At 55.9% G+C, this 15,324-nt stretch carries 11 protein-coding genes; 10 read left to right on the top strand and 1 reads right to left on the bottom strand.

The genetic code is table 11. From position 1 onward, the window contains the following. Positions 1–31 precede the first annotated feature (31 nt). Together ubiU and MJ923_RS03605 are read left to right on the top strand one after the other, a co-directional pair. On the top strand, positions 32–1,033 hold the full coding sequence (gene ubiU, locus MJ923_RS03610; protein WP_240589931.1) for a ubiquinone anaerobic biosynthesis protein UbiU: 1,002 nt from the start codon (positions 32–34) through the stop codon (positions 1,031–1,033). Positions 1,034–1,057: 24 nt separating this feature from the next. Beyond that, complete coding sequence (locus MJ923_RS03605) at positions 1,058–1,903, top strand: U32 family peptidase (RefSeq protein ID WP_240589930.1); 846 nt, start codon at positions 1,058–1,060, stop codon at positions 1,901–1,903. A 62-nt stretch (positions 1,904–1,965) separates the two neighbouring features. On the opposite strand, the gene MJ923_RS03600 is transcribed toward MJ923_RS03605, so the two are convergent. Next, on the bottom strand, positions 1,966–2,640 hold the full coding sequence (locus MJ923_RS03600; RefSeq protein ID WP_240589929.1) for a DUF998 domain-containing protein: 675 nt from the start codon (positions 2,638–2,640) through the stop codon (positions 1,966–1,968). 387 nt (positions 2,641–3,027) lie between these two features. Here MJ923_RS03600 and MJ923_RS03595 point away from each other — a divergent pair, with 387 nt between their 5' ends. From MJ923_RS03595 to torC, 8 genes are all read left to right on the top strand, one after another. After that, on the top strand, positions 3,028–4,572 hold the full coding sequence (locus tag MJ923_RS03595; RefSeq protein ID WP_240589928.1) for a methyl-accepting chemotaxis protein: 1,545 nt from the start codon (positions 3,028–3,030) through the stop codon (positions 4,570–4,572). Positions 4,573–5,131: 559 nt separating this feature from the next. After that, a complete protein-coding gene (locus MJ923_RS03590; protein WP_240589927.1) occupies positions 5,132–6,490 on the top strand; it encodes a YjiH family protein in 1,359 nt (452 codons plus the stop codon). A gap of 110 nt (positions 6,491–6,600) precedes the next feature. Further along, positions 6,601–10,311, top strand: a complete 3,711-nt coding sequence (locus tag MJ923_RS03585) for a two-component regulator propeller domain-containing protein (RefSeq protein WP_240589926.1) — start codon at positions 6,601–6,603, stop codon at positions 10,309–10,311. A gap of 188 nt (positions 10,312–10,499) precedes the next feature. Then, positions 10,500–11,588, top strand: a complete 1,089-nt coding sequence (locus tag MJ923_RS03580; protein ID WP_240589925.1) for a UDP-2,3-diacylglucosamine diphosphatase — start codon at positions 10,500–10,502, stop codon at positions 11,586–11,588. Between the two features lie 13 nt (positions 11,589–11,601). Beyond that, complete coding sequence (gene olsF / locus MJ923_RS03575) at positions 11,602–13,362, top strand: bifunctional ornithine lipid synthase OlsF (RefSeq protein WP_240589924.1); 1,761 nt, start codon at positions 11,602–11,604, stop codon at positions 13,360–13,362. A 60-nt stretch (positions 13,363–13,422) separates the two neighbouring features. After that, positions 13,423–13,845 (top strand): CBS domain-containing protein, encoded by a 423-nt coding sequence (locus MJ923_RS03570; RefSeq protein WP_126166117.1) that lies wholly within the window; start codon positions 13,423–13,425, stop codon positions 13,843–13,845. A gap of 111 nt (positions 13,846–13,956) precedes the next feature. After that, on the top strand, positions 13,957–14,121 hold the full coding sequence (locus tag MJ923_RS03565; RefSeq protein WP_220077526.1) for a periplasmic nitrate reductase, NapE protein: 165 nt from the start codon (positions 13,957–13,959) through the stop codon (positions 14,119–14,121). Between the two features lie 18 nt (positions 14,122–14,139). Next, entirely contained in the window at positions 14,140–15,315 is a 1,176-nt protein-coding gene (gene torC, locus MJ923_RS03560; protein WP_240589923.1) for a pentaheme c-type cytochrome TorC, read from the top strand. The last annotated feature ends 9 nt before the right edge of the window (positions 15,316–15,324 follow it).

The following is a 15,324-nucleotide window of genomic DNA, read 5'->3' as shown; positions in this document are numbered from 1 at the left end:
TTTTGAAGCGTTTATTGAAGAGAGTCACACTATGGAACTCCTGTGTCCGGCCGGTAATCTGGCCTCGCTCAAGGTGGCGCTGAATGCCGGGGCCGATGCCATTTACCTTGGGCTGAAAGATGACACCAACGCCCGCTCCTTTGCCGGGCTGAATTTCACTCCTGAGCGGCTTAACGAGGCGCGCGCCCTAACCCGCGCCGCAGGTAAAAAGCTGTTTCTTACCTTAAATACGTTCCCCAAGCCCGGCGAAGAAGCGCGTTGGTATTCAGCGGTCGACATGGCGGCAAAAATTGGCGCCGATGCCTTGATTGTCGCCGATGTGTCGCTGCTCGATTATGCCCATAGCCGTTACCCCGAGCTGCCGCTGCATCTGTCGGTACAGGCCAGTGCCACCAACCTTGCCGCCCTGAGTCTGTATAAAGATGCCTTTAATGTGGAGCGGGTGGTGCTGCCCCGGGTGCTGTCGATGAAACAGGTGCGCGACCTTGCCGCCGACACCCCGGTGGATTTGGAAGTGTTTGCCTTTGGCAGCCTGTGCATCATGGCCGAAGGCCGCTGCCATCTGTCGTCCTATGTTACCGGGCAGTCGCCCAATACCGGCGGCTCCTGCTCGCCTGCCAAACACGTACGCTGGCAGGAACAGGGACCAGACCGGCTGACCCGCCTCAATGAAGTGCTTATCGATAAATCTTCCGCCAACGAACAGATGGGCTATCCGGTGGTGTGCAAGGGCCGCTTTATTGCCGAAGACAGCCATACCCCCGAGTATCTGCTGGAATCCCCCACCAGCCTGAATACCTTAAGCCTGCTGCCGGAGCTCGCCCGCGCTGGCATTGTGTCGCTCAAAATTGAAGGCAGGCAGCGAAGCCCGGCCTATGTGGAGCAGGTCACCCGGGTGTGGCGCGCTGCCATCGACACCTATCTGCGCAACCCGGATGCCTATCAGGTGCAAAGCGATTGGGACCGAGCCCTGGGCAAGGTGTCTGAGGGGCAAGTCACCACCCTTGGCGCCTATGAACGCCGTTGGCAGTAAGCGATAAAAGCAGGAACAAATACCATGAAAACCAGTTTAGGCCCCCTGCTGTACTGCTGGGAAAAGGACAAAGTCAGCGACTTTTATCAGCATGTCGCCCAAAGCGACATTGAACTTGTATACCTCGGCGAAGCCGTATGCAGCCGCAGGCGTGAGCTAAAAAGCAGCGACTATCTTGAGCTTGCCAGAATGCTCAAAAGCAGCGGCAAGCAGGTGGTGCTGTCGACGCTGGCGCTGATTGAAGCCGCCGGCGAGCTCAGTGAGCTTAAAAAGCAGGTGAACAACGGCGAGTTTATGATTGAAGCCAACGACATGGCGGCGGTAGGTTATGCCCGCGAGGCCGGTGTGCCCTTCGTGTGTGGCCCCCATATCAATCTCTATAATGCCGCCAGTATTCAAAAGCTTGCCGACTGGGGCATGCAGCGCTTTGTGATGCCGATAGAGCTCTCAAAAGACTGGCTTGCCAAGGTGCTTGAGCAGCTTGGCGGCAAACCGCAGCGCCCCGAGGTGGAAGTGCTCGGCCACGGCCATCTGCCGCTGGCGCATTCGGCCCGCTGCTTTACCGCCCGTCACAAGGGGCTTGCCAAAGATGGCTGCCAAACCATCTGCCGCGAGCACAGCAAGGGATTGTTGGTGCAAACCCAGGAGTCGCAGCCACTGCTGCGCTTAAATGGTATTCAGACCCAGTCGGCGGCCTGCGTTAATCTGGCCGGACAATGGGCCGAAATGCAGGCCATGGGGGTGGATTGGTTTAGGATCTCCCCGGCCTCTGCAACCCTGCCAACGCTTGATATCCAAACACCAGTTACGGCGGATGAGTGCAATGGTTATTGGTTTGGCGAAGCAGGCTTTAGCCGCACCACAGGCTAACCTGGCAGCTGGGGCGTGTACCGCTTAAGAGCAGGGAGAGAGCATCGCACAAGGAAGTGCAGCTATTCGGGGCGGCGCATCATTTCAGCCTGCCACAGCAGCATGGCCAGCAAACTGCCCCATTCCAGCACCGCAGGCCACCACAGGCTTGGGCGGGGGAATGGCGAATAGGCTTCTTCATAAAAGGGGCGGTTAAACGGCAGTGACTCCAGCGCCAGATGGGGCAGCACCAAAAAGGCGCTGACAAACAGTAAACTGACTGAGCAAAGCCCCAATGCCAGAGGGCTGCTCGGCCGCTCAGTTCTGAGCGCCAGCCACAGCAAATACCCAAGGGTTGCCGCAAGCCCAAAATAGAAATACCACTTCAGCGCCACCGTGTGCAGGTGATAGACGTTGGACGGAAACAGGCCAGACAGCGCCAGTGCCAGCCAGCTCGCCGCAAGGGTGAGCCACACCAGGATCCCAAGCCCGGAGACGCTTCTCATGCCTTGCAGGCTCGCCAGTGTCAGCAGCAAGCCGCCAAAGAACACCCCGCCATTGGCCAGCACCGCCAGCGCAGACAGACCATAGGTGCCAAGCTCCGACAGGCTGTGATTGAACGGGCTGAAATGCTCCCCCTCAGCCGGGTGGTAACCCAGGGCAGCACTGAGCAGACTGACGCAAATCAAAAAGGCGCCCACCGCAAACATCTGTCTTGCGAGCCTGAGAACCCTGTGCCCTCTGGTGTTCAGTTGCATTGCCCTGAGCGTCCCCTGTTAACTGCGACCTGGCTGTTGCCTTTGACCCGCTTCGGATACTCCCAAGGGAGCGTCATCCGTGCCGGGGCTTAGCGAGAAACTTAAAAAATTGCTTTTTTACCATACAGATAATTAATGTCCTTTGCAGTATGACCGTATGACATTTTTTTAAGCGGCCAGAAAAACAGATTTCGAGATAAACCACCAAAATTGACCGACTTAGCCTTGAATTTATCTACACCTTACAAAACTTATGGTTATGCGGAACAAGCAACTAATTTACATCAATAAAAAAGTGTAAACCCCTGCATCAAACAAGGTTAAAAACTGCTACATTGTTCGCAAATTTTCAAGTTATTCGACCAACATCAACTTTCGTATTAGAAAATGTCCAAAAACCGTCCAGTTAATAATCGCGAAGTCCCGCTGCGCAGGGATGATGAACTGATTTCCACCACAGATTTACGTGGTGTCATCACCTATGTGAATCCACGTTTTATTGAAATTTCGGGTTATACAGAGTCAGGGCTCCTGGGGCACTCCCACAATCTGGTGCGTCACCCCGATATGCCTGCCGCTGCCTTTGCCGAAATGTGGACCATGCTGAAAAAGGGCAAGTCCTGGCGCGGCGTGGTAAAAAATCGTTGTAAAGACGGCGGCTTTTATTGGGTGGACGCCTTCGTTACCCCGATGTTTGAGGCCGGTAAGGTCATAGGTTATCAGTCGGTGCGCCGGGCGCCGGAAGCAAACTGGGTACGCCGCGCCGAGGTGCTTTATCGCCGCCTGCGTGATGGCAAGGGCATCCCCCGTCATCTGTCACTGGCGCAAAAGCGGGTGCTGTCGGCCATAGTGGCGGGCAGCGGTCTGCTGGGCTGCGCCTGGTTATGGGGGCCGGGTGTGATGGTGGCAGGTGCCGCGCTGATGGCACTGAATCTGGCGATTTTTTACGATGAAGCCTTTCGGGTACCCGCCCGCTTGATGGCGCTCAAGGCCAGCTACGACTCGGTAAGCCGCTACGTGTATGCTGGCCACGACACGTCATCGGTGCTGGAGTTTCAGTTACTGCTGCAACAGGCACGCATGCACGGTGTACTGGGTCGCAGCCAGGATCAGGCGCTGCAATTGCAGCAGATCGCCGAATCTCTGGTAGTAGCCACCGGCCAGACCCAGACGGGTCTGGATATGCAGCGCCGCCAGCTGGAGCAGCTGTCCTGCGCAATGGAAGAGATGAGCGCCACCATCTCCGAGGTCGCTTCCAACAGCCAACAAACCTCGGCCAATATCGAAGATGCCCACCAGCTTTGCCGTCAGGGCGAGCAGGCCATGTCCCGCAACCGTCAGCGGATCACCAATCTGGCAGACGCTGTGGCGACCGCCGCCAGTAATGCCGAGCTGCTCAATCGCGAAGCCGAACGGGTGGCCAGCGCCATGGGTGAGATTGATGCCATTGCCGAGCAAACCAACCTGCTGGCACTGAATGCTGCCATTGAAGCCGCCCGAGCCGGCGAGCAAGGGCGCGGCTTTGCGGTAGTGGCCGATGAAGTACGGGCATTGTCGGCGCGCACCCAGCAGTCAACCCAGAGTATTTCCCGCAGCGTGGAGCAGATGTTCAGCATGCTGGGGAACTGGGCCGAAGAGATGGGCCGCAGCCAGCAGGAGGCCGAGGCCTGTGCCCAGGCCATTGCCGCCAGCGTGGAAGACATATCAGCAATTCACCGCCAGATAAGCGACGTGCACGATTTTGCCCGTCAAAACGCGGTGGCGGCCAGCCAGCAAGGCACTGTGGTGCATGAAATTAACCACAATCTGCAGGAAATCGCCCATGCTGCCAACGAGAACCTAAGCGCCATGAGCCAGGTGGCCCGCGCCGCCGGCGAGCTGCAGGCGAGTGCCGACAAGGCAAGTTCACTGCGCAGCACATTCGGCCAATAAGCAGTACCTTCGGTCAATAAGCAGTAGCGTCGGTCAATAAGCAGTTGATAAATAAAAAGGCGAGCCCCAGTGCTCGCCTTTTTTACTTAATGGCCACTTGCCTTCCAACGTCCCTATGCTCCCCCTTTTGCCCCCTTGCAGCCGTTTACCGCCCGGTTTCAGCCAGACTTCACTTAGCGGTCAATCAGCTCACCCAAACCAGACAACAGCCTTCACAGCAGGGGCCACAACAGTCTGCATAACAACAGCCCAGACAGACTGCAACAATCAAGTCACACACAAACAACACCATGATTATCATGAATTTATTTCGTGATGTTTCGCCAGTGCAAAGGTAAGCTATATCCAGTCATTCGCGGTCAATAACTATGCTCAAGCTCAAACTTGAGCAATATCGTCCGTGAATCGTTTTACAGCGCCGCCCATTGGGAGTAATCTTGCCCCCTTGCCGATTTTCGGCCTGCATGGACATGCAATTGGCGCTGCGTATATGGCAGAGCCCCAGCCCCAGGAACCGGGTTTTTAAAGCTCACTCGCAACAGGTTAAGGTGCTTTCACCGTGGCTACAGAAAAACAAAATCACAACATTCGGACGATCCTGACCTTTATCGTGCCGTCTCTTATTGGCCTTCTGCTGTTTATGACTCCGGTCAGCTATCAGGATGCCATTACCATTCCTATCGCCATTATCTCCAAGGCGCTGCAAAACGCCCTGAGTGATTCGGCCACCGCCGTGGTAACGGCTGTGGTGGTGATGACCACCTTGGCCTCGATTCTGACCAAGGTATTCAAGCCCAAGTTTGTTACCCAGAGCAGCTTCCTCAGCGGCCTGCTCAATGTCAGCCCCATGTGGTTTATCATCCGCATTCTGGGTGCCGTATTTATTGTGATGACCTTTGGCGGCTTAGGCCCTGAAGCCATTACCTCCGGCAATACCGGCGGACTGGTGCTGAACGACCTGCTGCCAGTGCTGCTGAGTGTGTTTATTTTTGCCGGTATGCTGCTGCCGCTGCTGCTGAACTTTGGTTTGCTTGAGCTTTTTGGCGCACTGCTTACCAAAATCATGCGCCCTGTGTTCAATTTGCCCGGCCGCTGCGCCATCGACTGTATGGCGTCCTGGCTCGGCGATGGCAGCGTGGGCATTCTGCTTACCAGCAAACAATACGAAGGCCGTTTCTATACCGCCCGTGAAGCGGCGGTGATTGGTACCACCTTCTCAGCGGTGTCCATTACCTTCTCGCTGGTGGTGATTTCCCAGGTGAAGCTTGAAGCCCTGTTTGTGCCTTTCTACCTTACCGTGTGTCTGGCCGGTATTGTGGCGGCGATTGTGGTGCCCAAACTACCACCTCTGTGCTGGAAGAAAGACAACTACATCGATGGCAGCCCGCGCCACCCTGACGATGAAGTGATCCCTGAAGGCCACAGCACCCTGTCATGGGGTTATGACCGCGCTCTCGCCAAAGCCGCCGCCAGTGGCGGGGTGAAAGAAACCCTCACCGAAGGCGTGAAAAACGTAGCCGATATGGTGTTTGGCATTCTGCCTGTGGTGATGGCAATAGGCACCATGGCGCTGATTGTGGCCGAGTACACCCCGATATTTGACTACCTGGGCATGCCTTTTATTCCGCTGCTTGAACTGCTGCAAGTCCCTGAGGCCACCGAGGCGTCCAAAACCATTGTGGTGGGCTTTGCCGATATGTTTATCCCCTCCATTCTGGCGGCCGGTATCGAGTCTGACATGACCCGCTTCGTGATTGCGGCGCTGTCAGTGACTCAGCTTATCTACATGAGCGAAGTGGGTGCCCTGCTGATTGGCTCACGCATTCCGGTGAATCTGCCGGAACTGTTTGTGATCTTTATTCTCCGTACCCTGGTTACACTGCCGGTAATCGCCGGTATTGCCCACCTGATTTTCTAATCGAAAATCCCATGAAAAACCGGCGCCTGACGCCGGTTTTTTATTGCCTCCGACTCGCATCTTTTCATTCAGCTTCTACACTTTAACTACTTATTCAAAGGGTTCTTTACGTGAAGCTGACCATTTCCGCTCTGCTGATTTTTTGTGGCGCCTTGTTTTGCGTCCAGGCATACGGTTACACGCCGGCGTTCCAAACGTTGGAGGCTGAACACGGCCTGTCGATGAACACGGTGAACGATCTGGTCACTGACGACAGAGGCTATCTATGGGTCGCCACCCAGGCTGGCCTGAACCGCTACGATGGTCAATCCTTCAAAGTTTATACCCACAACCAAACCAGCAAAGGCCCCTCGGCCAACGACATCAGCTTTGTATATGTCACCCAGTCCGGTGATACCCCGGGCGAGCTGTGGCTGCTGACCGAAAATGCCGGTCTAAACCATTATCGCCACCAAAGTGACGACTTTGAGGTGTTTGGCACCGATGCCGGTATTCCCGATGTGGCCTTTACCGGCATCGCCGAAGACCATTTGGGCAACCTCTGGCTTGCCACCGACAAACAAGGGCTGCTGGTGTTCTCCCCCGCTGAAGGCAAGGTGATAAAACGCCTCAATAATCAGTCAAGCCCCGCCCTTGCCGATAACCATCTGCAGGGGATAACCGCCGATGGTCGCGGCGGTTTCTGGCTTATCAGCCAATCGGGGGTGTCTCATCTTGGCGCCAGCGGCAAGGAGGTTAGCCCGGATGCTCTCAAAGGCCTTGGGGTCAGTGCTATCACCGCCGACAGCGCAGGCACCCTCTGGCTTGGCACCAACAGCATGGGGCTGTTCAGCTATCAGATCGAAGAAGACATGCTGGAGAGCTTCCATCAGCACTTTCCGCCGGAAATGTCCCCCAATACCATTACCGATTTACGCCTCGACCGTGAAGGCTCACTCTGGATAGCCACCTCCGGCAGTGGCCTGGCCAAGCTTGTTCCCAAACAGAACAAGATTTCCCTTTATGCCCACTCCCCCAGCGACTACCTGAGCCTGACCAGCCAAACCCTCACCCGTCTGTGGGCTGACGACAACAACCTGCTGTGGATAGGCACCCGCAGTGCAGGCGTGTCCCGTTTGTCGCTGGCGGCGGCCGCCTTTGGCCATGTGCATGGGTTAAGTTTTGCCGACCACAACCTGCGCAGCACCGATATTCGCAGTATCTTCCGAGACAGGCATGGCCAGCTGTGGGTTGGCTCGACCGGTGGCTTAATGCGCGCCATGGAAGACAAGGGCGAAGTCTCCGGCTTTTTAGCCCACAATTTGCCATTCGATGGCCTCGATCAGGCCTTTATCAGTTTTATCAATGAAGATGACGAAGGACGGCTGTGGATTGGCACCCGCGGGCTAGGGCTGATTATCGCCAGCGCCGATCGTCAATCTGTGGAGCACTTCAGCTACCAGCCGGGGGTCAGCGGCGGCTTGCCAAGCAACACCCTCTACAGCCTGTTTCACGACAGTAATCACAACTACTGGATAACCACCCTCGATGGCGGCATCAGCCGTATGGACAGAACCACAGGCCAATTTGAGTCCATCGACCGTTTTGGCAGTAATATTCTGCCAGAAGATCAGGTCACCGGCATGGCCGAAGATGCCGCCGGCAACCTGTGGGTATCGACCTATGGCGGCGGCCTGGCAAGGCTTGCCAAAGACGGCAGCGCCACCCATTTCAATACCGCTTCTAACCCGGCACTGCCCAGCAACCATTTGTTTTCTATCTATATGGATAACCACAGTCGGCTGTGGATTGCATCTGACAATGGTGAGTTCTCGCTGGATACCCAAAGCATGATCCTGCAGCACTTCAACCAGGACAGTGGCCTGGTGGGCAATGTGGTATACCTGTCGATTCTCGATAAAGCACAGCGACTGTGGGCAGGGACTTCCACCGGGCTGAGCATCATAGATACCACCAGCGGCCATATCCGCAACTTCACCCGGGCCGATGGCCTGCAGGACAATGAATTCAATTTCGGCGCCGCCTTTGTCGATAACGACGGCAGCCTGTACCTTGGCGGCATCAATGGCTTTAACCACATTAGACCCGACAAGCTCAGCCCCAGACCCACTCCCAGGGCGCCGGTGATCCACAGCTTTTTGCTGATGAATAAGCCAGCCGCCTTACCCACGGCAAGACGCGATGATGCGGCGCCGCGCCTTGATATCAGCTACCGCGATACCCTGTTTTCATTTAGCTATCAATCACCTGCACTGATTGACGGCAATCAGCTTAATTACGACTACCGTATGCTGGGGCTGGACGATAACTGGTTCAGAGACTTAAACGGCCATCAGGCAAGCTTTACCGGCTTGAGCCCGGGTAACTATCGCTTTGAGGTCAGGGCGAGAAATATCGATGGAGCCCTGAGTCCGGTCACCGCGCTGGATATTCATATTTTCCCGGCGCCCTGGCAGACCTGGTGGGCATACAGCCTGTACATACTGATGATGGCATCTGTGCTTGGCATCATCCTCTATATGAGCATGTCGAAATACCGTGCCAAGATGGCGCTGCTTGGCAAAATCGCCGTCAGTGAACAGCGCTTGCAGCAGGCGCTGTGGAGCAGCGGCGATGAGTTCTGGGATTGGGAAATCGCCAATAAACGCCTGACCCGCTCCAACACCTTTATGCTGTATCCGGAAAATGAAACCAGCCTGGAAAGCACCCTGACGGCGGTGATCCATCCCGACGACCAGCCGCTGGTGATGCAAACCATGGAAAGCACCCTCTACCACGGTGAGGATGAATTTGAAGTGAGCTACCGCGGCCGCACCGGCGAAGACAGCTGGCTGTGGGTGCTCAACCATGGGCGGGTGATTTCCCGTGATGAGAAGGGCCGCCCCAACCGTATCATGGGCACCATCAAAAACATCCAGCGACTCAAGGAAGCCGAAGAAGCACTTCGCAGCCTCAATGCCGAGCTGGAACACAGGGTGCTTGACCGCACCCGTGAGTTGTCGCAAAAAAATGAAGAGCTGAACGAAACTCTGGAAGAGCTCAGTCAGGCAAGGGATGAACTGATAGACAAAGAAAAAATGGCCACCCTGGGCGGTCTGGTAGCGTCCATTACCCACGAAGTGAATACCCCCATAGGTATCTCTGTCACCGCCGCCTCTCACCTGCAGGACAGAGTGCGCGAGTTTACCGCCGCCTTTCAGAACGGTGAGGTGGATGAAGACGACTTTATGCAATACCAGAACGAGGTAAACGACTGCTGTAAGTTAATGCGCACTAACCTCGAGCGGGCGGCCAAGCTTATCAGCAGCTTTAAGAAGGTGTCGGTCGATCAGTCCCACGAGGAGCTGCGCGAGTTCGACTTATGCCAGTATGTTGATGAAATCTTTTTATCGCTCAATCCATTACTGTCGCGCTCCGGCCACCACTACAGCTACCAGTGCGATCCACAGATGTACATCAACAGTAACCCCGGCATCTTCTATCAAATCATCAGTAACCTGTTTAACAACTCAATTATCCACGCCTTCCCCGAAGGTGGCTCCGGCCATCTAACCCTGAATATCAGCCACCATGAAAACGGCATACTGATTGATTACCGCGATGATGGCTGCGGCATGAGCGAAGAAGTGCAAAGCCACATTTTTACCCCCTTCTTCACCACCAAGCGCGGCAAAGGCGGCAGTGGTCTGGGGATGAACATAGTGTATAACCTTGTCCATCAAGTGCTTGGCGGTGAAATCACCCTGGAAACAGCCCCAGGCGAAGGTGCCCACTTTGTTATCACCCTGCCGGAAACCATTCTGGTGAAAAGGCTCGCCTGAGTCAGTAGCTCGCCATTGCTGAAACTCGGCAGACGCCACCCGCTAAAACTCATCTGCGCTGCATCGCCAAGTCCCCCCTAACCTTCCAAAGCACCAGGCGATAATTGTCATATCCGCGTCATTTGGCCGTCATGTCAGCGTCATTCCCTCGTCCTAGACTGCAGCTATTGCAAACGCCCGGAGTCGCTATGGACACCAACACGCCATCATTGACGGCGGCCCAGTCCGCCACTTCTTCCTGCACTACTGACAGCTGTAATACTGACAGTAACGCTAAAAGTAACCCTAATACTGACACTAAAATTGCCCCAACTACTGGTAACAATATCAGCAGCGGCATCAAGATCAGTAGCAACGACAACATCAGCCCCAAGCTCAGCGCCAACGATTCATCCGCTACGCCACTATTATCAACGCCCGCATCATCAACACCCAGATCGCCAACACAAGAATCCCCAGGCAAACGTCACGGCGGCGCCCTTGGCAGCTTCCACTGCCTGTGGATTTCCGATGTGCACCTTGGCACCCCGGACTGCAAAGCCGAAGCGCTGCTGAGCCTGCTGTCGTCCTACCATTACGACAAGCTGGTACTGGCGGGCGATATTGTGGACCTCTGGGCGCTGAAACGGCGCAGCTACTGGCCTGAAAGCCATAAAAAAGTGCTGGAATTGCTATTGGCGCTGGCCGAGCAGGGCGTGGAAATAGTTTATGTTCCCGGCAACCACGATGAGTGGTTCCGCCGCTTTGAGGGCGGCCTGTTCCGCGGTATTCGCATCAGTGCGTTCCACGACCACCTGAGTCGTCAGGGGCTCAAAGTGCGGGTAATCCATGGCGATCAATTTGATGCCGACATCGCCATCGGCCGCTTCCATGCCCGGCTGGGCGACAACCTGTATGACCTGCTGCTGTGGCTTAACCGCGCCCTGCACAGCGCCCGTAAACGCCTTGGACTGCCTTATTGGTCACTGGCCGGTTACATCAAATCGCGGGTGAGCAAAGCCCAGGCAGCCATTGGCAAATACCGCGATGCCGCACTGCGTTACGGCGCCGCCGAAGGCTGCAACATGGTGGTGTGCGGTCATATTCACCAGCCCGCACTGGATGAAAGCAGCCAGCGCATTTACGCCAACACAGGTGACTGGGTCGAAAACACCACCCTTATCGCCGAAACGCCCCAGGGCAATTTCCAGCTGCTGCGGTGGAACCACGGTGCCCATCGCCTGGAGCTGGAACAGGAAATCTTGCTCGCCACCAAGGCCCGCCGCCGGGTCGCCTGATACGGGAACAGCCATGATATTTACCGTCGATAATCTGATAGACAGCCACCTGCCCCAACTCTCGGGCAAAACCTGGCTTAAGCGTTCGGTCAGCGCCGCCCTCAAATACCTGCTCCATGAAGAAGAATGTAACCGTATCGCCTCGGAATTTGGCTTTCTGCGCGGCGTCGACTTTGCCGGTGCCGTCCTGGAAGCGCTGAATTTCAGCTTCAGCGTGCCCGATGCCGATATCGACAATATCCCCCGCGAAGGCCGGGTAGTGATTTTTGCCAACCATCCCATCGGCTCTTTGGATGCGCTGGCGATGATCAAGCTCATTGGTGAAATCCGCCCGGATATCAAGGTCGTGGCCAATGAAATCCTGATGGCCATAGAACCGCTGCACCCGATTTTGCTGCCGGTACGCAACATGGGTGGCGGCACGCCCAAACAGCATTTGGAAGCCATTCACCGTCATTTGCAAAACGAAGGCGCACTGCTGATATTCCCCGCCGGGGAAGTGTCGCGTCTGCGTCCCAATGGGGTGCGCGACACCCGCTGGCAGTCCGGTTTTCTGAAAATAGCCCAGGCCTGCGATGCACCGCTGCTGCCGATGTTCGCCGATGCGCGCAACTCCGCCACCTTCTACGGTACCTCTATGATTTACAAGCCGCTTTCTACGTTGCTGCTGGTCAAAGAAATGTTCCGGCAGAAGCAGCGAACTATGCCTATCCGCATTGGTGAGCTGATTGCGCTCGATACCCTGAGAGCCAACGACTTTGACCGCACCACCATGGTGGGCCTGCTGAAAAACCATTTGTACCGCATCGGTAAAAACCGCCCACCGCTGTTTCGCACCCAAAGCCCCATCGCCAGACCCGAGTGCCGCGCCGAGCTGAAAGCGTCGCTGGATGAATGCGAGCGTCTTGGTGAAACCGCCGATGGCAAAGGCATTTACCTCTACCGCCACAAAGGGGCCAGCCCCATCATGCGCGAGATTGGCCGTCTGCGGGAAGTGGCATTCAGAGCCGTTGGCGAAGGCACCGGCAAGCGCCGCGATATCGATGCCTTCGACAGCCACTATTTTCATCTGGTGCTCTGGGATGGCGGAGCGCTGGAGATAGTAGGCGCTTACCGCTTCGCCTGCGCCGCCTCATTGCATCAGGCCAACGGACCGCAAAGCCTTTACAGCCAAAGCCTGTTTGATTACACCGACGCCTTTTCCCCCAGCTTTGCCCAGGGCCTGGAACTTGGCCGCAGCTTTGTGCAGCCCAAATACTGGGGCAAGCGCAGCCTGGATTATCTCTGGTTTGGCATCGGTGCCTTTATTGCCCGCAACCCGCAGTATCGCTACCTGTTTGGCCCTGTGTCGATAAGTGGCCAGATGCCGCTGGCGGCAAGGGAGATGCTGGTGCACTTCTATCAGCACTTTTATGGCGCCGCCGAGCCCATGGCCCGTGCCAAACAGCCGTTTCGTATCTCGCGGGAACGACGTGAAACCCTGGATAGTCTCTATCAGGGGCTCAGCGAAGATGAGGCTTTCAAGCGCCTTAAGCACACGCTGTCGGGCATGGGAGTGGCAGTACCAACCCTGTACAAGCAGTACAGTGACCTGTGCAGCGAAGGCGGCGTGAGCTTCGCCGATTTCGGTGTCGACCCCGACTTTAATCACTGTATCGACGGACTGGTGCGGGTAGATTTAACCAGGCTGAAGCCGAAGAAGCATGAGCGATATATTGGGGTTCATCGGCAGGGGCAGCAGGAGCCTGACAGGTTGCAAACTACCCAAGTCTGACTCGCGCATGCGCAAGGAGTCTGATATACCTAGAGAAACGGGATTTCTCAGGAATGGGTTATGGAACTGAATATCGCCGATATCATGATCACCCGCTTGGTGACCATCGAAATGGACGACCGCCTGGTGCTGGCAAAGGAAATCTTTGATCAGGCGAGTTTTCATCACCTGCCGGTGGTGGATGAAGACGGCAGCCTCAGCGGCATGCTATCGGAGCGGGATCTGCTGCGCGCCATCAGTCCGCACATAGGCGCCATCGGTGAGACCAATCGCGATCAGGAAACCCTGCAAAAGCGGGTGCATCAGGTGATGACCCGCGATCCTGTGACCATAGCGCCGCACAAGTCATTGGATGACGCCAGTTTATTGATGCTCGAATACAGCATTGGCTCACTGCCGGTACTGGAAGACGGCAAGCTGGTCGGTATTATCACCTGGAAAGATTTGCTCAGGGCCTACAGCCACCTTGGCCGCCGCCCCTGAGGCTTCTGTTCATATTTTTACATAATTTATCAAAAGCCATTCACGCCCGCCCGCAAGGCCATTCACAACCTTTTTTTATAGTGGACGCATCAAAGAAACGGAGATGCGTCCATGTCACACCCCACTCAATCCCCCAAGGAGAGCAGAAGCCGGGAGCTTAAGGGCTTAGGCTTTATTGTTTTTCTGCTTTTTCCGGCACTTACCGTCACCTTTATCAGCCTCTACGGTTTGGCGCTCTGGATTTACCAGGCCGTCACCGGCGTTGCGCCCCACTGATTTTCGAGGATATTGCATATGAAATGGTTCACTTCTTTATGGCAAACCCTCGGTAAGCCCGCACTCACCCTGAGTCTGGGCTTTATTGCCATCAGCGCCTTCATCATGGGCATAGTGTTCTGGGGCGGCTTTAACACCGCGCTGGAAGCCACCAATACCGAAGAGTTTTGTATCAGCTGCCACAGCATGGAAAGCAAGCCGTATCAGGAGCTGCAGCAAACTGTGCATTGGTCAAATCACTCTGGCGTGCGTGCAACCTGCCCCGACTGCCACGTGCCCCACGACTGGAGCCGTAAAATCGCCCGCAAGATGGAAGCCTCCCACGATGTGTGGGGCTGGTTGTTCCAGACCGTCAACACCGACGAAAAGTTTGAGGCCAAGCGTCTTGAGATGGCCAGCCGCGAGTGGAAACGTTTCGACAGAGACAACAGCCTTGCCTGTAAAAACTGTCACGATTACAAGTCGATGAAGTGGGACACCATGTCACCACTGGCGCAAAAGCAAATGAAACGCGCCGCTGAAATCGACCAGTCCTGTATCGATTGTCACAAGGGTATTGCCCACAAGCTGCCTGATATGGGCACCGCCCGTGCGCCTGAGCTGATTGCCGAAGTGGGCAGCGGCGTAACCCCAAGTGTGGGCGAGAGCTACTTCAGCGCCCTGACCAAGCCTTTGTATCTTGATGCCACCAGCGCCGAAGAAGCGGGCACCCTGAACGTGGCCACCAAGGTCAAGGTACTGGAAACCAGCGGCAAGCGCGTAAAAGTGGCGATTGAAGGCTGGCGCAAGCGCGTGGGCGCAGGCCGGGTGATTTACTTCGACTTTGGGGTGAATATCCTCTCGGCCCAGCTGTCGCTGGACAGTGCCAAAACGCCTAACCTCATCCGCACCTTTGAAGAAAAGCAGGACCCCATGACAGGCCTGATGTGGGAACGTGTTGAAGCCGATATCTGGACCGACGCCGACTACCTGCTTGGCGACATAGCCCCGCTGTGGAGCTACGCCAAGTCGACCTACAGCAGCAGTTGCAGCGTGTGCCACACCCAGCCGGAAGAAGCACACTTCGATGCCAACACCTGGCCGGGCATGTTCCAGGGCATGTTGGCCTTCGTCAACATGGATCAGGACACCCAGGCGCTGGTACAGAAGTACCTGCAGGAACACTCAGCCACCTTTAACAAAGATGCCCACTAAGGGGAGACA

It is taken from the genome of Shewanella zhuhaiensis (assembly GCF_022484835.1).
Lineage (GTDB): Bacteria > Pseudomonadota > Gammaproteobacteria > Enterobacterales > Shewanellaceae > Shewanella > Shewanella khirikhana.
Note: the sequence above shows the minus strand (reverse complement) of the source record. Positions and strands in the feature narration are given on the sequence as shown.